13 protein-coding genes are annotated in these 17,970 nt (G+C 50.1%); 4 read left to right on the plus strand and 9 right to left on the minus strand.

The features are described 5' to 3' along the window. The first annotated feature begins 310 nt into the window (after positions 1-310). Complete coding sequence (locus LLG96_14715; GenBank protein MCE5251463.1) at positions 311-1,657, plus strand: IS5 family transposase; 1,347 nt, start codon at positions 311-313, stop codon at positions 1,655-1,657. Between the two features lie 103 nt (positions 1,658-1,760). Then, positions 1,761-2,456: a hypothetical protein gene (locus LLG96_14720; GenBank protein MCE5251464.1), complete on the plus strand. Its 696-nt coding sequence runs from the start codon at positions 1,761-1,763 to the stop codon at positions 2,454-2,456. Between the two features lie 154 nt (positions 2,457-2,610). Here the strand turns inward: LLG96_14720 and LLG96_14725 are convergent, their stop codons facing one another. Together LLG96_14725 and LLG96_14730 are read right to left on the minus strand one after the other, a co-directional pair. After that, the gene (locus LLG96_14725; GenBank protein MCE5251465.1) at positions 2,611-4,200 is read right to left on the minus strand and encodes a sodium/solute symporter; all 1,590 of its coding nucleotides are present in this window, start codon (positions 4,198-4,200) and stop codon (positions 2,611-2,613) included. A 127-nt stretch (positions 4,201-4,327) separates the two neighbouring features. Continuing rightward, the gene (locus tag LLG96_14730; GenBank protein MCE5251466.1) at positions 4,328-5,689 is read right to left on the minus strand and encodes a hypothetical protein; all 1,362 of its coding nucleotides are present in this window, start codon (positions 5,687-5,689) and stop codon (positions 4,328-4,330) included. Positions 5,690-6,307: 618 nt separating this feature from the next. On the opposite strand from LLG96_14730, the gene LLG96_14735 reads away from it, so the two are divergent. Then, on the plus strand, positions 6,308-8,002 hold the full coding sequence (locus tag LLG96_14735; protein ID MCE5251467.1) for an amidohydrolase: 1,695 nt from the start codon (positions 6,308-6,310) through the stop codon (positions 8,000-8,002). Between the two features lie 93 nt (positions 8,003-8,095). On the opposite strand, the gene LLG96_14740 is transcribed toward LLG96_14735, so the two are convergent. The 4 genes from LLG96_14740 to LLG96_14755 all read right to left on the minus strand — a co-directional run bounded on the left by LLG96_14740 (position 8,096) and on the right by LLG96_14755 (position 15,123). Then, the gene (locus tag LLG96_14740) at positions 8,096-9,232 is read right to left on the minus strand and encodes a PAS domain-containing sensor histidine kinase (protein MCE5251468.1); all 1,137 of its coding nucleotides are present in this window, start codon (positions 9,230-9,232) and stop codon (positions 8,096-8,098) included. Between the two features lie 523 nt (positions 9,233-9,755). After that, entirely contained in the window at positions 9,756-12,839 is a 3,084-nt protein-coding gene (locus tag LLG96_14745) for an efflux RND transporter permease subunit (GenBank protein MCE5251469.1), read from the minus strand. Beyond that, positions 12,836-13,900, minus strand: a complete 1,065-nt coding sequence (locus LLG96_14750; GenBank protein MCE5251470.1) for an efflux RND transporter periplasmic adaptor subunit — start codon at positions 13,898-13,900, stop codon at positions 12,836-12,838. Before LLG96_14750 ends, LLG96_14745 begins: the two co-directional genes overlap by 4 nt. After that, on the minus strand, positions 13,897-15,123 hold the full coding sequence (locus LLG96_14755; protein ID MCE5251471.1) for a TolC family protein: 1,227 nt from the start codon (positions 15,121-15,123) through the stop codon (positions 13,897-13,899). Before LLG96_14755 ends, LLG96_14750 begins: the two co-directional genes overlap by 4 nt. Before the next feature lie 622 nt (positions 15,124-15,745). Here LLG96_14755 and LLG96_14760 point away from each other — a divergent pair. Beyond that, positions 15,746-16,111 (plus strand): L-rhamnose mutarotase, encoded by a 366-nt coding sequence (locus LLG96_14760; GenBank protein MCE5251472.1) that lies wholly within the window; start codon positions 15,746-15,748, stop codon positions 16,109-16,111. Between the two features lie 249 nt (positions 16,112-16,360). On the opposite strand, the gene LLG96_14765 is transcribed toward LLG96_14760, so the two are convergent. The 3 genes from LLG96_14765 to LLG96_14775 form a co-directional block, all read right to left on the minus strand. Beyond that, entirely contained in the window at positions 16,361-16,723 is a 363-nt protein-coding gene (locus LLG96_14765) for a zinc ribbon domain-containing protein (GenBank protein MCE5251473.1), read from the minus strand. Between the two features lie 190 nt (positions 16,724-16,913). Then, positions 16,914-17,306 carry a hypothetical protein gene (locus tag LLG96_14770; GenBank protein MCE5251474.1) on the minus strand — a complete coding sequence of 131 codons (393 nt, stop codon included), beginning with the start codon at positions 17,304-17,306 and terminating at the stop codon, positions 16,914-16,916. 159 nt (positions 17,307-17,465) lie between these two features. Next, on the minus strand, positions 17,466-17,930 hold the full coding sequence (locus LLG96_14775) for a hypothetical protein (GenBank protein MCE5251475.1): 465 nt from the start codon (positions 17,928-17,930) through the stop codon (positions 17,466-17,468). Positions 17,931-17,970: the final 40 nt, after the last annotated feature.

Below are 17,970 nucleotides of genomic sequence, written 5' to 3' on the forward strand. Positions count from 1 at the left end.
TGGAAACAGGCTTTTCACGGGGTGCCCTTTCCTTGGTTACTTCCTTTGGGCAAGCAAAGGAAGTAACATCTGAAGGAAGTAACATCTAAAAAAAAGTGTTCTTAAAAAATGGAGGGTTGTATGCGATTTACATGCCTTTGACAGCACCGAAACAATACATTTCATTATCGGGCTCGTGAAAAAAATACTTTTTCACAGTCCCCCTTAAAGGGCTTGTGATAAACCTTTGACGCATGTTCATTAAAAAAGTAGTTGCTTTTCAGTGAAAACATCCTTATCATATTGATAATAATATAGATAAGGAGGATATATGAAGCCGAGAAACCAGAAACCTCAGGAAGAACTATTTCCCTTTATCGAGATGGAAAAATTGATTCCTGAAAATCACATACTGCGAATGATCGACCGGTATGTTGACTTCAGTTTTATTGATGAACTGGTTGATCACACGTATTCCGAGACGACCGGTAGACCGGCGGAGGATCCCGAACTTATGGTACGGATAATCACGCTCGGATATTTATACAATCTCAGTGAGAACAAGCTATTCGAGGAACTCAAGATGCACGCGGCGTATCGATGGTTCTGCAATCTTGGGTTTCACGAAAAAGTGCCTGATCGAAGCACGCTGAACAGGCTTCGCAATCACCGATGGGCAGGTGACGGTATTTTTGAACAAATCATGCAAAACATCGTTAAACAATGTGTTACAGCCGGACTGGTCAGCGGGAAGCATCTGGCGGTGGATGGTACCAAAATCCGAGCCAAAGCATCAATCAAAAGCCTCGAACCGATTGTTGTGGACACGGAGCTTGACGACTACCTCGGGCGACTCAGACTGAAGCCCCGTCCGAAGTCAGACCAACAAGACGAAACCCATCCCGATGACAGAGACTTCCGGGATACGAAGCTATCGAACGAAACCCACCGTTCCACGACCGATCCCGATGCCCGTCTCTATAAAAAATCACTCGGTCAGGAAGCTTCCCTGTCTTATGTCGGCAACACCCTTATTGACACTAAAAGCAGGGTGATTCTCGCCACGAAAGTCACTCAGCCGGGCATCTCCACGGAATCCGACGCCGCCCGTGAGATGCTCGATACGCTTGAGCAAACCGGATTGTCAAAGAACATACAAACGCTTGCCGCAGATAAAGGTTATGGCTCGACTGAATTTGTTACCGATCTCATCAACCGTGGCATCACCCCTCACATCCCTCTGCTTGCAGAATCCAATCTTGAATCCATACCAGTCTGGAAAACAAAAACATATATCTCCGAACGACAGATAAAACGCGATGCAAAAGTGAAACAAATAAAGGCCCGGAATTATGTGCGTCTGCTCGCCCAAACGCACGGCTATAAACTATCGCAAAAATTACGAAAACGTATCGAGCATATCTTTGCAGAGGCGAAAATCTGCCATGGTCTTGCTCGTGCCCGCTATCGCGGGATCATTCCAATGCAAGAGCAACTCTCCATGACCGCATTCGTTCAGAACATCAAACGTCTCGTTCGCTTTATGAAGAAATGTAATACAAACACTATGATACCTGGCCGAAAAATCAGTTTTAAAGCTTTATTTTTGTCAATTCACAGAGACTTTTTACAGAACCTCCACCTTTACATAAATTGTGGAGTCATCTCGGGTGGATAACCGGGTAATAGATATAAAATCGCTGTTTTTACCCAAATTCTTCCTACAGACTTTATCACAAGACTTTTAAGGCGTATCAAATATTATTTCCAGGGAGCGGAACATGTTTCACAAAATGACATATACAGACCTATGTCATGGATGGCGCCGGATATTTCCTCTTATCGGCATCGCCATCATCGCGACTACGAGCGCAGGCGCACAAACGGCAGTAGATTATTTTCCCATGACGGTCGGCAGCAGGTGGGTTTACTCTGAAAGGCCTTTATCCGGTAATCAGGACAAGGTTTTTACGTACGAGACCGTTGTAGAAAGTACGGATATTTCGAAAAAAGCCGCTATGTTCATTACCAAAGACACAAGAGCCGAAAAATCGACTTTCAAACGCTATCTTGTCGATAAAGAGGGCGATACAGTCTGGATATCCATGGGTGTTTCACCGTCGTTGATTTTAATGGATTTCGATCCGCCGTACATCGTGCTGCCGCACGAACCGTCCAAAGTCGGCAAATCATGGGAGTGGATATGGGAAGAGCACAGCGATGAATACCCGGACTCGACATTCATCAGGACAACCCTGTTCACGGTGATGAGCACGCATGAGACGATAACGGTTCCGGCGGGTACGTTCACGGACGTTTTAAAGATCAGAATGATTGATATCGATCCTGAAGGGAAAATAAACGGTATGTACTACCGGTATTTTGCCGGGAAGGTCGGAGAGATACTTTTTTTAAAGGAAACACCGGGAGAAAACGCAAGCAGAAGCGAGCTTATCGAGTATTCGATCGCCCCCTGACCCGCGATCCCTTTCCCCCTTTCATCCTTGACTCCTTGCCCCTTCTTCTGTAAACTTATTTCAGGACAAGACAGGTGTCACCAAGTGACAGAAGGGGGCTTTTTACCCCGCAGCAAGCAACGTTGATTCCCTTTTCCCGGTGGTTGACATCCCGTTAAAACACCTTCGTAACCGTCCACTCCCATACGAATGTAAAACTGAACCAGATAACCGCAATCAGAAGCGCCCATTTCCAGAGTCCCGGGAAGGATTTGAGGCCGACCCACGGTCCCTTTGCATCGGGCAGGGTATGAATCGTGAGATTCTCGAGCTTCTCACGGGGCACCGGTTTTTCGAACAGGCATGCAATACCGGCGCAGGCAACGGTATACACGAACGAAAAGAACCCGATATAGGTAAAGTTGATGTCGGTGAAAATATCGAGCGACACCGAAAAGAGAACTCCGGTGACCATGGCGATAAAGGCCGCCCACGGGGTTACCCGTGTGGTGAAAATCCCGACGATATAGAGCGCGACAACGACGCCGAGCACATCGCCGTAGAAGCTCTGAATGAACGCCATTGCCGAGGGGCTCTTGACAACGAGCGGAAACAGGGTGAGCGTGAGGAGGATGGTCAATCCCTCGACGATACGGGTGACTGTTTTGAGCTCGCCGGGCTTCGCGGAGGGACGGAGAATACGGAGATAGATATCTTCCGAAAAGAGCGCGCTCGATGCTGTGAGCATGCCATCCACCGTGGACAACAGCGCCGCCATGAGGCCCGCCACAAGAAAACCGCGCATTCCGACCGGAAACATGGTGAGAATGACTTTCATGATCGACTCGTCCGGCAGAATCCCGGGCATCAGGATTCTCATGATCGCGCCGGTCATGAACGAGCAGAAGGGATAGAACAGAACGAGAAAGGCGAGCAGGAGTAAGGATTTCTGGGCATCGAGCTCGCTTTTTGCGGCAAGAAGACGCTGCGCCATGCCGAAGTTGCATGACATCCATCCGACACCCGCAACGGTTGCCCAGAGAAGCACCGCCTGTGTAGGGAAATACTTGTCGGTGAATATCGACCAGTCCGAGGGGGGAATCATGCTGTTGAGTCTGACTCCGGCGTTACCGACAATCTGTGATGCGGCAAACACGGAAAATCCGCCGAGTTTGTAAAGCGCCATACCCAGAACGGCTATCAGGGTGATGATTATGAGCATGCCCTGGTAAAAATCTATGGCCAGCACCGTTTTCATGCCCCCTAAAATGACATAGAAACCCACCACCGCGGAAATAAGAATTATACTGGCCATCATCGACCACCCGAGCAGGTTCTTGAGGAGCAGCGCCCCGAGATACATCGCCGCCGACAGTGTCACGACCAGTATCGATATCATGATGAGCGAAAACAGCGCGCGGCACTGCACATTGAACCGTTTTTCGAGATATTCGGGCGTCGTGACGATCCGCGAGCGCCAGTATATCGGTACGAGAAACATCGCTGCGAACCATGTCGTGAACCACATGTGAACCCCGGGCCACTGGATGAGATACAATCCCCACAAAAACCCGAGCCCCGCTATTCCCATGATCGAGGGATCGGCTCCCATCGCAAAAAGGGCTATGGCGATCTGGTACCACGTGCGGCTTCGTCCGCCGGTGATGAAATCCTCCGCGCTTGTCTTGCGGTAGTGACGGCTGACGAAGTAACCGGCAATAAATACAGCGAGAAAGTACACTGCAACTACAATCGAATCAATCATATCCTCTCCAGAAGAATCAACTGTTAACTCTGATTATTCGTTAGTAATCCCGCATTCATAAAAAAGGTTGAAACATTGAACCGCAAAGACACAAAGGAACTAAGAATTGCATGGTGATACCGTTCGATTACCGGGCAGAAAAACCCTGCTTACCGGGCGGCAGGTTGAAAACCGTTTCACCGATGAGCATCCAGTAGCATGTTGTCATGACCACACCGGAGGGCGGTATGAAATTGATATCGTACCCGGGCACATTGACCGTCGTATCCCCATGCTTCCAGTACGGGTCGATGTAAATATCGATCAGACCCATGTCCGGTGTCAAGGGCGAACCCTCTCCCAGAACGGCAGGCCCGGGCGTGAAGACACAGATGGTCTTCGCTCCCGCTGCGCGGGCCATAAGTAATTCCTGCTCCGGGTAGTAGGAATAGCCGACATGAAGCCAGACATCCCCGGGATCGAGCAATCCATTAAGGTGATCGGGGCCGAATCCGTTTTCGTTCACGGTGAAAACATGGGGAAATTCCGGCATGCGCTGCTGGGATGCCATAAAATGACCGATAAGGCTTGCCTCCACTTTTTTCCCGGAAAGAATAGTTTCGGCGCACAGCTTCCCCGCATCGTGGAATTTATTCATTTCATTCGCCCGTATGTTTTCGAGAAATCCTTTCACGGCGGTGATATACTGCCGTCCCAGGACGCCTGCTTCAACCGGGCTGATGGTCAGATCGGGATGAAACGTGAATTCATCGACCCGCTTGTTTCTCGGAGCCGCTCCCGGAACGAACATGCTCTGCCACATGGCGGGCATTTTTCCCTCACGGGTCAGGGCGGCGACATACTCGGCGGTGAACACCCACATGTCGATGATATTCGCAATCCCCGCAATCGGGCCTGTCACTGCATCCTGCCCTATATGCATAACGGGCGATGTCCCCGGCGCGAGACCGTTGTCGATGACATAATCAGCAATACCGGCGGCGCGGGAATCCCGTGACCCGAAAACGATCACCATCGCACCCATATCCTTGAGCACACCGAGGAGCTTGATCTGGGCTTCGGGATTGAGCTCCATCGTTCCAGCAAGCACAACATCCTGCGCGGTAAGTTTCCCCTCCTGAGGGAGGAGATAGATTTTCGTCAGGCCGCCCGCCCGTCCGTACGCCTCGGTAACAAATCCTCCCCATGTATTGTTGATGGGTAGGTAATACGTTCCGTCTTTGGTAATCGCGGGGTCTGTCGTTCCGCCCGTAAGGGTTTCATCGTCCGTGACATATATCCGCCCACCTTTGACAGCGCGGGCAGCGGCGGCTTCCGCAGCTTTATTCATGGTATCGAGCTGGGTCGCGGATTGATCGAGACAGCCGATCACCGCGGAAATAAACATGTCGCCCGGATGCACCGCAGCGGGAGTCTCGGCCTTTTTCGAACAGCCATGAGCGCCGAGGCACAGACAGAGAAGGATAAAACATGCCGATAGCCTTTGCATTGTAATCCCTTTCACCGTACTCGTTTATCCGGTTATCCAGTTAAGTCAGCTTACATGATTGATCCCCCTCGGCTTCGCCGTCTCCCCCTTATAAAAGAAAGGGGGAGAAAAGTGCCCCAAATACCGCTCCCCCCTTAAAAAGGGGGGATGCCGCAGGCAGGGGGGATCACATACTATCGGAAGAAATTATCAATGCTTATCACACTGGATAACCGTATTCGTTTAAAAAGTCTTGTGATAAAGTCTGTATGTGTGGATATAAGCTGTCAAGGGTCGGCATTAAGTGCCGATCCCCGATTAATGATTCGGGGACAAGCTTACATGCCCTTGACAGCACCGAAACAATACATTTCATTATCGGGCTCGTGAAAAATATACTTTTTCACAGCCCTCTTAAAAGCCGATTATCTTTTCTTTCAACACAGTATATACTGTCCGCTGCCCGTTGACAAGTCAATATTAGCACTAATTTTTTATACGATATCACCAAAATCCTGAAATTCGACTCATATAAAAGAGTCCGGGATGCGCAAAAAAAACTTGTAATCCTTTCTTCCTCAACCTACTTTATAATAAACATATACCATTGAGCATAACCACTTACAGGGAAATCACGCTATGAAACGCACCCGTATCCGAACGTACGTATCTGTACTTTTTGTCCTGATTACCGTTTTGTTGACCGTATCCTGCGGTAAAGAGACTGTTGCACCGGCGGACATGGTTCTTCTCAACGGGAAAATCGCTACTGTCGACAAATCCTTCTCCATCGCGGAAGCGGTTGCAGTCCGCGGCGACAGGATTGTCAAGGTGGGCACCAACAACGACATCGAGCCCTATATCGGCCCGAAAACTCATCGAGTCGAATTGCAGGGAATGCTCGTTGTTCCGGGTCTTATCGATGCCCATGCGCACATGACCGACTACGGTATTTCCCTGACAAGGCTCGATTTCCGGGGCACGACAAGTTTCCGCCAGATCGCCGATATGGTCGCGGAAAAAGCGAAAACTGCCGCTCCCGGCGAATGGATCATGGGAAGGACATGGGATCAGAACGACTGGGATGTCAAGGAGCTCCCTACACACGAACTCCTTACAAAAGCAGCGCCCGACAATCCCGTCTGGCTCACCCGCGTCGATGGTCATGCCGCCGTGGTAAACAGGAAAGCCATGGAAATCGCTGGCATCACCGCCGCAACGAAAGACCCCGAAGGCGGCGAAATCATCCGTGGGCCGAAAGGCGAGCCGACCGGCTGTTTTGTCGATAACGCGATGGGGCTCGTTGGGGAAAAAATCCCCGATCTCAATCCGGAGCAGGTGAGAAACGCCATGGCGATGGCTGCCGAGCGCTGTGTTGCAGTGGGTCTGACCGGTGTTCACGATGCGGGCGCATCACCGGAAATTATCACCAACTATAAATATCTCATCGATCATGACCGTCTCCCGCTGCGGATTTACGCCATGCTGAGCGAACCGGGCGACAAGGATGTGACCGATTACCTCAAAACGAACAGAGTCGACGGGTATGGGAATAACTTTCTGACCGTGCGGAGCATCAAACTTTTCATGGACGGCGCTCTCGGTTCACGGGGCGCGCTCATGTTCGAGCCCTACTCCGACCGTCCCGGCTATTACGGCCTCATGACGACAACGCCTGAACGGGTTCTGCAGATTGCACAGGCAGCGCTCAATGCCGGTTTTCAGGTATGTACTCACGCAATCGGCGACCGTGGTATCCGCCTCGCGCTCGATGCCTACGAACAGGCTCTCAGGGAACACCCGTCGCCCGACCACCGGTTCAGGATCGAGCATGCCCAGGTTGTCTCGCTCCGGGACATTCCTCGTTTTGCTCAACTGGGAGTCATACCATCCATGCAGCCGACCCACGCAACTTCCGACATGTACTGGGCGGAAGCACGGGTCGGTCCCGAAAGAATCAAGGGCGCCTATGCGTGGCAGAAGTTTCTCAAAACAGGCGTTGTCATCCCGTGCGGATCGGATTTCCCTGTCGAGGAGATCAATCCCATGCTCGGCATCTATGCCGCGATCACCCGTCAGGACCCGACCGGCTGGCCCGACGGCGGGTGGTATCCCGAAGAGTGCATGACACGGGAACAGGTTCTGAGGGGGTTTACGAACTGGGCGGCATACGGGGAGTTTCAGGAAGACATTCTCGGCTCCATCGAACCGGGGAAACTGGCGGACATGGTCGTGCTCACCAAAGACATTCTCACCATACCGCCGAAGGAAATTCTCACGACGGTTCCCGAGCTGACCATAGTGGGGGGAAAAATACGGTATAGCAGGCACTGATCCGGCCGTGTCAGGCATTTCCGGATACGATATGGATTCGGGGAACCCGGCCCGCAGGATGACTGCGGGTACCGGGAAATTGAAAAGCCACGGTCAGGGGTGAACCGCAGAGTCATCCGCCTGCGCGAACGGCAGGATGAAAGAAAACCGGCTCCCCTTCCCTTTTTCGCTTTCCACCCACACCCGGCCTCCATGCTGATCGATAAAGCGCTTCACGATCGAAAGACCGAGCCCGACGCCTCCGTATTTATGCGGAGCGGATTCCTCGCCCTGTACGAAATCGCCAAATATCGTTTCAATATCGTTTTCGGCAATACCTATCCCCGTATCCCAGACGCATACTCTGAGATACGACTCGTCCCTTCCGACTTCTATGCCCATTCTGCCGCCATCGGGAGTGAACTTCACCGCGTTGGTGAGGAGATTGTAGATGACCTGCTTCAGCTTACGCTCATCGGCGGTAATCGAATAGACATTGTCTGCCATGGTACAGGACAGCTCGATATGTTTTACGATCGTCCGCTCGCGGATAATTGTCAGGCAGTTTTCCACAAGGGTATGGAGATTGACCTTCGAGAGTTTCAGGGGGCTGTATCCCGCTTCCATCTGGGAAATATCGAGGATATCGTCGATCAATGACAGAAGGTGCTCGCTTCCGCCCCTGATGTCCTTTATATACTCCTCCTGCTGATCGTTGAGATCGCCGAAAAATTTCCTGAGCAGGATATCGGATGCCGCAATAATGGAATTGAGCGGATTACGGAGTTCGTGACTCATCGCGGAGAGAAAAACCGATTGCGGCCTGACAGCGAATTCCGGAGAACTTTCGGCCTTGTCCGGCCCGTGGCTTTCTCCCGAAGCGGGTTTCGGGCGGGAAATATCGACAAGACCGATCACCATGCCGTTAGTGTCACGGAGCGGAATTTTTGTGAACAGCAATGTCTCTTTCCCCCGTGATGTTTCAGAGGTCCTCTCCTGCCGGTAGACCGGTATGCCCGTTTCCATAACCTTCCTGTCATCTTCGTCCATCTGTCGCCCCGGAGGACCGGGTAGCAGCTCGGAGAACGTTTTCCCGATGACATCTTCAGCGGCTTTCCCGGCAAACAGTTCCATTCCCTTCACGTTGACAGCTTCGAGGCGGCCATCCCTGTCTTTTACATATATCCTGTCCGGAAGGGCATCGAATACATTCCGTAAAAGGTTTTTGCCTGTTTCGTTATTTTCACTCATACGGTGAAAGTCTCACATATGGTTATACAGTCATCGTGCTCAAGTATTATACGGTAAAATATAATAAAAAACACGGCAATAAGATGAGTAGTTTTATGTGGCTATATCCTTGCCCCCGTGCTATCTGATAGAGAGGGGGCGGGGGGTGAGTCAATCGGTGATGGAATGGGTATAACCCGGATTATTCGTTAAAATATTTCCCCACAAAGGCACAAAGAGACATAATAAATTATTAATATTATCTTTAATGACCATTAATAGTCGTAATTTAAAAGCGTGGTAAAAAACTCTACATGTCTGAATTTTGGCTGTCAAGGGTCGGCACGAAGTGCCGATTTACATGCCCTTGACAGCAACAAAACAATACATTTCATTATCGGGCGTGGGAAAAAGACACTTTTTCACCGCCCTCTTAAAAAGATATAAAACAAATCCGCGTAAATCCGCGTTCTATTAAAACTTGTGAGTGCAAAAGGGGGTCACCACCGCTTCAAATCCCGGGTTGTATCAGAACACCGATGGTTCAAATACTTTTTCCGGATTTACTGAATTTCCGGAGAAGCGGAGTGGCGGATGACCAGTGCATGATGAGCGGGATGACGAACAGGTTGACGAAAATCGCGAAGGTAAGGCCTCCCATGATGGATATGGCCATGTTCTGGATGATCTGAGTGCCGGTTCCCAATGCTAACGCTACCGGCAAAAGGGCAAATACATTGGCAAACATGGTCATCATGATCGGCCTGAACCGGGTTTGGACCGCGCGCAGCATGGCTTCATTTTCAGTATTACCGCTTTTCTGCTGAATTAAACAGTAATCGAATATCAGGATGTTATTGTTGATGACGATGCTCAACACAATCAGCATTCCCATGAACGCGGTGATGTCGAGCGGCTTTCCGGTCACCAGAAGTCCCGAGAATACCCCGAGGAGTGTCAACACGAGGCCGATGAGGGTGATGAACGACATCCGCAGGCTCCCGAACTGGAAGAGGAGTGCGGTGAACATGATCATAATGGACAGAAACACCACGAGCACCATTTCACGGAAAGAATTCTGCTGTTCACGGTAAAATCCGGCGATTTCGGGTGTGATGTCGCTCGGTATGTCGAGGCCGCTCAGGGCCTCGCGGACTTTCTCGACAGCGAGCGTCATGTCGTTCCCCCTGAACCGGACGGATACGATGGATACCGGTGACAGATCATAGTGGGTGATTTCCGGCACATTCTCGGCAATGGCCACATCGGCCACATACCGCAGGGGGATATATTTACCGGTGTTCGGCGAATACACAGTCAGGGAGTTACGCAAAAACTCGATCGGGTCACGGTCCGGGGGTTCCATAATCACCCGCATTCCCAGAATAACCTCCCCTTTGATGACATCGCCGATCACGGTTCCCCAGTAATGGGCGTTTATCTGAGTGGTGAGCGCATCGATGTTGATACCGTAGACCGCTTCGGCGTCCGGTTTAAGTTTCACACCGATATATGGCGAAGCATAGGCTGTCTGGAGATTCACCTCTTCCAGTTCCTTGATTTCCCGCAGTGTATCGCGAACTTTTCCGCCCCAGGCGATCAGGGTATCCGGATCGGAACCATACAGGATGACAGTTATGGGGGATTCTTCGCCGAGGATATCCCCCAGCCGGTCCTCGAGCACCATCGGTATGTCGAATTCGAGGAAATTCGGATAACGGGTGCTGATGCGGGCGAAGAGTTCGTCGCGGACTTCGTAGATGGAGCGGTCCCGTCCCTTTTTCAGGGTGACCAGGAAATCGGCCACATTGGGCTGCACAGAGATATGCCCCAGGGTATTGCCGACCCTGAGAGTCCATCCCTGAACTTCCGGGACACTGTCGATGATATCGCCTATATCACGGAATTCGCGAAAACTCTCGGCCAGAGACGTTCCGGAGGGCAGCGCGATATCGACAACGAAATTCCCTTCGTCCCATTTCGGCAGGAATGTGGCGGGCAGATTCCGGTAGAGGATGAAGCCGAGCAGGAAACCGGCCAGCACTATGGGCACCGCTATCCATGACCGGGAGGTGGCGCGATTGAGGAATCCCGTATACCGCTCGGCGAGAGTATCCAGCCACCGGGCTTTTTCTTCCGTGGGTTTCTCGGGGAGCGCGATGTAAGCGATCACCGGCGTCATGAAAATCGCGAGAATCTGGGAAATGATATAGGTAGAGATGAGCACGAACGCCAGTTGCTTGAAGAAAACGCCGACCACGCCGGTCAGCAGGAGCAAAGGGAGAAAAATGGAAATGGAAATGAGGGTTGCCGCGGTCATGATGGGGAGGATTTCCCGCGAACCATCGATCACCGCTTTCAGTTTGACACCGGTTTTACGGTAGTGCCGTTCGATGTTCTCGATGACGATGACAAGATGGTCGATGAGTCCACCGACCGCGGCGGCCATTCCTCCCAGAGAGAAAATGTTGAAATCGTAGCCGGCGATCCTGATGCCGATGATGGTCACAAAGAAGATCACCGGAACGATGAACACGAGAAATATCGAAAGCCGTGCTTTCCGGAGAAACAGGAATACGATCAGCGAGGAGATGATGGTCCCCAGAAGAATGGCTTCGGCCACGCTCCGGATGGCTTCACCAATAAACGAGGTTTCATCGTAGTACTTCCGTATCTCCATCTTCTTCGGGAGGAGCGTCTTGTTGAATTCGGCGATTTTACGGTCTACTTCCCGTACCGTGACCCGGCTGTTTCCGTTGGGCTGACGGAGGATATTGAATACAACCGCGTTCTCAAATCCGCTGGCCGCGGTCAGGTTGGTCGTCGGTTCGTGATCTTCGATAGTCAGGGCGATATCCGCCAGCTCGACATATTTTCCGTCCGGCAGCGGAATTTTGAGGAGGGGGATTTCGTCGATGCTCTCCGGTTTCTGCATGAGGGAGACCACATACTGCTTGCCGTAATCCTCGATCAGTCCCATAAAATCGATAACGTCCTGTTCCTCCAGAAACCGGACCACGTCATCGATGGCGAGATGGTATCCCTGGAGCTTGTCGGGATTAAGAACAATCTTATATTCCGTGTACTGAGGCGCCCGAATTTCCACATCGTAAATGCCGCGGATTGAGAGAAGAACCGGCCGGAGTTGATAGTAGAGCTCCTCGGTCAGACGGTTCCGCGGCAGGGTTTCCGAACCGATGGCGTACATGGCGATGGGGAACCGTGACGGTGTGGCCTGCAGAATCGAAACCCGGGCTTCGGGCGGCAGTTCGTTCCCGATTTCGGCCATTCTCGCCTGCACCGACTGGTAGGCGATATACGGGTCGGTCTTCCAGTCGAAGTATACATTGATCTCGACCGAGCCGACCGATGTGGAAGATATCACCCGTTCCGCGCCCTGAACCGTTTTAATGCTCTCCTCGGTGGGCTTGGTGACCTGAAAGAGCATCTGCCTGATGGGAGCGAATCCGTTTTCGATGGTGATCTGCACACGGGGGAAGAACACATTGGGGAATACACCCTGCGTGATGGTGCCCGAGAGAATAATTCCGACAAATGCAAGGATGCAGACCAGGAAGAATATAGCGATCTTGTTTTTGAGCAGATACAGGAAAAAGGAATCTTTCATCTTACCGCCACATTCATCTGATCGGATAGAAGATAAGCATTTTCAACAACCAGGGCATCGTCCGGCCCCAGATCATTCCGTATCACCACCCGGTCGAGATAATCCTTGATAGCCGTTATCGTTTTCTTGTAGGCGACATCGTTCCTGACCACAAAGACAACCGGTTTCCCCTCATCAAGCACAACGGCGGATTTGGGGATAATGAGCCCCGCCACTTCGGTGAGCCTGAAGGTCACTTTTACCTCGAGATTCACGGGAATCGGCTTATTGGGGGATACTATCGCCCCGATGAGGTTTGCATCGGCATCGGGAAAAATGGACAGAACCCTGCCGGAAACGGTCATGCTGTTGCATGAAATATTCACCGGGTCACCCGGAACAGGAAGAATCGCCTGGTCGAAGGGAATGAATACCTTGATCAGTTCGTCCTCGAGCGATATGATTTCAGCCACCGTCTGCCCATAGGTCACATAGCTCTGCTCCGGCAGGATATCGGAGATATATCCTTCCCTGCCGGCGACGATACGGTAATTATCTTCCCTCATCCTGAGCCGTTCATAGACGATTTCCTGATCGCGCACTTCCGTTCTGAGGGCATTCAACTCCTGTTTCATGGAGATGAGATCGCGTTCCGAGAGTATCCCCAGAGTGAGCATCTCACCGGCCGAACTCACTTTTTTCTCCAGTTCATCGAGTGTTGTTCTGCTGGTCTGCAGTTTGTCCCGTTGAATCGCAAGTTCACGGTCGAGTTCGCTGTTTTCCAGAAGCGCTATCGTCTGCCCCTGTTTCACCCGTTCTCCAACCGCCACAGAAACCGTCCTGATTTTCCCTTCCGAAAGCGCGGCAGCCGATATGCTTTTTTTCGCGATCACTCTGCCCTGTGCGGTGAATTCGAGGGAATCGGAAATTCCGACAGGATGGGTTACCCTGACCTCCACCCGTATTTCCGGCGATGCAGCTTCTTCAGCCGTTTCGCTTCCCGGAAAAAGCTTCCCGGCAAGGAATATGACGGCGATGACTGCCAGAACCGCTCCGCCTCCGATGATCAGTCTTTTATTCAAAAGTAGATATCTCCTTGTGAAAGGTGGGAGAGGTACTGATTGGTCTGATGATACCTGGAAAATGTGGTGATATAGTCTTCGCGGATCGTTATGTCTTCCCTGAACGCATCGAAAAGAGCGATGAAATCCACAAACCGCTTCTTATAACCGGCGGTCAGTTTTTCAAGATTGTCTGCGGACAGGTCACGGGCTACCCTCAGATTCTCCAGCATTTCCCGCTGTGCGTTCATTTCCCGGATAGTGTTCAGGTATAGTGACATGTATTGCGAACGGGCTGTCTCAGCTTCGCTCTCGATGCTTTTCATCCGTGCCCGGGAGGAGGCGATTCGAAATCCGCGACCGCCATCCAGCAGCTTGAATCTGAGATTCGCCGACACCACCTTCTGATCGCCTGTGCTCTCCGGCTCGTTGTTCTGAATAAGCGATCCCCCGACCTGGAGATCGGGAAAACGGCTCCAGTTCTCTTTTCGAATATCGAGTTCAACCTGTTTCTTTTCAAGATCGTAGACAGCGAGCTCCGGGGTGTGTGCAAGTAAATCATCCACCGTCACCTGGGTATTTCCGGTCAAAACGTCCTCTTCCACAGTGATGTCTGTCAGGCCGGTCAGCATGCGAAGCGTCTCTTTCAGGCGCGCGATTTCCATCTTATCCGAGAGGAGAGAGTTCTGACGGCTCAGTTTCTCGATTGTCCACCGGTTGATCTCGGAAGCGGGAAAAACGCCGTTTTCAACTCCCGTATCGACCAGGAGAATGTTCTTGTCTATCCACTCCAGGCTTTCCTCATGAACGGCGAGCAGCCGGGTGTTCATCAAAAGAGCGAAATACGCCTCGGCGACATCGGAGAATATCCTTTTTTTCTCGACATCTGAGAGAGATTTGTTTTTTTGTATCTCGTACCCGGTGATACCCCGGTCCAATCCCTTTTTGTTGAATATATCGATGGTGTCGAATATGCTCATATCGTTGTTTGGATATGCTCCAAAGTTCCGTGTATCGAGGTTGTAATAGTTGGCTTCCACATCGACATCCAGCACCCGCTGCCATCCCAGACCGGTACGTTCGCTTTTAAGAGACTGTTCTTTGTACTCGTAGGATCGGAGCGACGGGAAATACCGAATCGCGCTCTGATAGAGAGACATCAGGGTGTCGGCCTCGGCAGGCCGGGGCAGTGAAAGAGCGAAACCACATACAACGAGCAAGAGGGCGGTCATGAGTTTTTTCATTGGACCATGTTCGGGACTATAATCAAAGAATCCATGATTCCACATCAATAGTGTCCGGTTAAATTTCATTTCAATCTGTATAATGTATTGAAAACGCTCTGGATTTCAATGAATCTACACAATGCTTGATGTACTATCGCTTATTATTTACAACAGCCCCCTTCGGCGCTTACGCGCCTGTTTCCCCCGGGGGGCAACATATTGTTGTGCTTGCAGTTATGTCCTGCCCCCTTGAGGGGGAAGGATGTCACGAAGTGACAGAAAGGGGGCTTTTTTAAAATTTATCCGGACAGTTCGGATTCCCCATATCAAATTCATGAGCAACCATAGTTCACACTGATTCCATTATGAAAATATATTACTTAATCATAGTTCTTTTGCAAGTATTTTATTACACGAAACCTATGTAATAACGAATTTCATTGACAAATCAGGTTGAATACCTCAACTTTCCGACTTATGAAGAGAACGTTGGTCAAGCATCATTTTTAAAGCACTCACGGGATAATTCACAATAAAACTAACCTTGTGACAGGTATAAATGGAGGACTGTTCAATGGCGGAAAGGTTTCGCACAATTGCGGTGATCGTGGTAATCGCACTCGTATCGTTTTACGTGGGAATGGGTTTCAGTCAGCCGAACCGCAGGGTTCAGCGCTATGGTATGATTATCGGTATACGGCCTGAAAAAATCGAAGAATACAAACGTCTCCATGCCAAACCATGGCCCGGAGTCGTCAATATGATCCGTGACTGCAACATCCGTAATTTCTCGATATACCTGAAAGAGGCGGAACCCGGAAAATACTATCTGTTTTCATACTACGAGTATGTGGGAAACGATTTCGAGGCGGATATGGCAAAAATGGCAGCCGATCCCACAACGCAGGAATGGTGGAAAAACACCGATCCCTGCCAGATTCCGATACCGCTGCGGGGCGAGAAGGAATTCTGGGCAAACATGGAAGAGGTATTTCACAGCGAATAATGAGGAAAAACAGGCTGGATGGCGCTTAAGACCTTTATAATGATTCCGAACTGAAAGAGTGAGTGAATACCTACAAGGTCCTTCTATCGCATGTATTTGGCAAATAGAGAGCATTATCGCTCTTTCTAGCCGGGATGGATGATTTCCATGGCTAATCCAGAGGATTTCAAAGGGTATTATTCTCGCGTGAGACCTGAAAAGGTTTTTGCAGCACATTCCTCTCAGACAATATGGATTTTCACCGGCTCTTCAGAATAATGTCCTGATAACCTGGCCGTAGCCTCTGAAAATGCAGAGCCCGACCTGCGCCAGCGCGTAAAATGCCGCGATAATCTGCCCGGCGCCGATGAAACCGATGCCGATCTGGGCGATTGTTATAAATCCCACAGCGAACTGGCCTATGGCGATAATTCCTCTCGCGACAACGGGTATTTTATTGGGGCTGTACTTGAAGGATATATGGATGAGCGGGATTCCGAGCAGCTTAACGGGGCTTTTGTATTCGAATCCATAACCGTCCAAGACAGCTTTCGCGGGGCGCGGGGCGCCGCATTTCGGGCAGGTATTGGCCTGTTCGGAAACCTCATGGCCGCATTCACGGCAGTTTTTCATAGTTTCTCCCTAAAGGATATGGAGCGCGGCTCCTTTCTGACCGACATCCCCATAATTACAATATAACCTCGAACTTAAGTCCGAGGAATTCTATAGATTAATAATTGCTGAAGATAATAAAAAACATCTCATAAATCAATTTGTGTCTTTGAGGTTATAAAATTTTCATGGACAAACCGGATTAATCGGGCTACAATATTTTCCCAAAGTTTTTTATGGTACATTCCGGGCAGAAACCATGGGATAAAACAGCTTCCGAATGTTCGCTCAGATATTCTTCGATTGGTATCCAGTCATTGCCGACCCTTATTCTTTTACAAAACGAGCACACGGGTAAAAAACCTTCAAGGTATTTGATTTTTTTGAGGTCTCGCCATGTTATCAGAATTATTATCGCTCCCAGGATGATGACATATATGGTTTCGACAACTGATTCCACCCAGTTGACCGGTGTTGCCGGGGCCTGAAACACAGTATGGGGAATATCGAAGATTTCATCCGCCCAGAGCAGGAAAGCAACGAATGCAAATCCGACTATCTCATAGAATACTATTTTTCGTTCGATCAGTTTCTTTGTTATCATGGCTGTTCATCCTTAATTAAATATAATTATCATCTCTACCGTTTTCAATCTCCGAGATGTTCATATCTTTTAAATACGATTCTCAGGTAAAGATACAGTCAGTCCCGTGATAAGTAAAATATAAATTTAGTATTTCATATATTTATCAGGTTACCTCTTTTAATCAGCAATTATTGTTGATTCCGATGTCTGGCCATCCCCCAAAATCCACGATGAATTGTATTGTAATGAATTGATTATACATAGCATAATACCCTTTATGTATAAACCCCATTGAAAAGCCCGTGGAAAAAGGCTTTTCACGGGGGTGCCCTTCCCCTGGTTACTTCCTTTGGGCAAGCAAAGGAAGTAACATAATAGAAAAAAGTGTTCTTTAAATGGAATGCTGTCCGGAACAGCTTCACCTTGCTCCCCCCCAAAAAATCCACGATGACTTTTTATTGTCACGATGACTTTTTTTGTAATAATACCCTTTGGAGTTTCTGATTTTTCAACCCCATTGAAAAGCCCCGCGGTCACAACCGGTTTTCGGAAAAAGAATGGGTGCTTTCCGAGCGAGCCGTAGGCTCGTGAGTTCACACATTCCCGAAAAACGGGCAGTGAACGGGGAAAAAGGCTTTTCACGGGGTGCCCTTTCCTTGGTTACTTCCTTTGGGCAAGCAAA

It is taken from the genome of bacterium, assembly GCA_021372535.1.
Classification (GTDB): domain Bacteria; phylum Latescibacterota; class Latescibacteria; order Latescibacterales; family Latescibacteraceae; genus JAFGMP01.

Coding starts and splice junctions, on each gene's coding strand:
- LLG96_14715 (MCE5251463.1), top strand. CDS start 311: ATGAAGCCGAGAAACCAGAAACCTCAGGAAGAACTATTTCCCTTTATC.
- LLG96_14720 (MCE5251464.1), top strand. CDS start 1,761: ATGTTTCACAAAATGACATATACAGACCTATGTCATGGATGGCGCCGG.
- LLG96_14725 (MCE5251465.1), bottom strand. CDS start 4,200: ATGATTGATTCGATTGTAGTTGCAGTGTACTTTCTCGCTGTATTTATT.
- LLG96_14730 (MCE5251466.1), bottom strand. CDS start 5,689: ATGCAAAGGCTATCGGCATGTTTTATCCTTCTCTGTCTGTGCCTCGGC.
- LLG96_14735 (MCE5251467.1), top strand. CDS start 6,308: ATGAAACGCACCCGTATCCGAACGTACGTATCTGTACTTTTTGTCCTG.
- LLG96_14740 (MCE5251468.1), bottom strand. CDS start 9,232: ATGAGTGAAAATAACGAAACAGGCAAAAACCTTTTACGGAATGTATTC.
- LLG96_14745 (MCE5251469.1), bottom strand. CDS start 12,839: ATGAAAGATTCCTTTTTCCTGTATCTGCTCAAAAACAAGATCGCTATA.
- LLG96_14755 (MCE5251471.1), bottom strand. CDS start 15,123: ATGAAAAAACTCATGACCGCCCTCTTGCTCGTTGTATGTGGTTTCGCT.
- LLG96_14760 (MCE5251472.1), top strand. CDS start 15,746: ATGGGTTTCAGTCAGCCGAACCGCAGGGTTCAGCGCTATGGTATGATT.
- LLG96_14765 (MCE5251473.1), bottom strand. CDS start 16,723: ATGAAAAACTGCCGTGAATGCGGCCATGAGGTTTCCGAACAGGCCAAT.
- LLG96_14770 (MCE5251474.1), bottom strand. CDS start 17,306: ATGATAACAAAGAAACTGATCGAACGAAAAATAGTATTCTATGAGATA.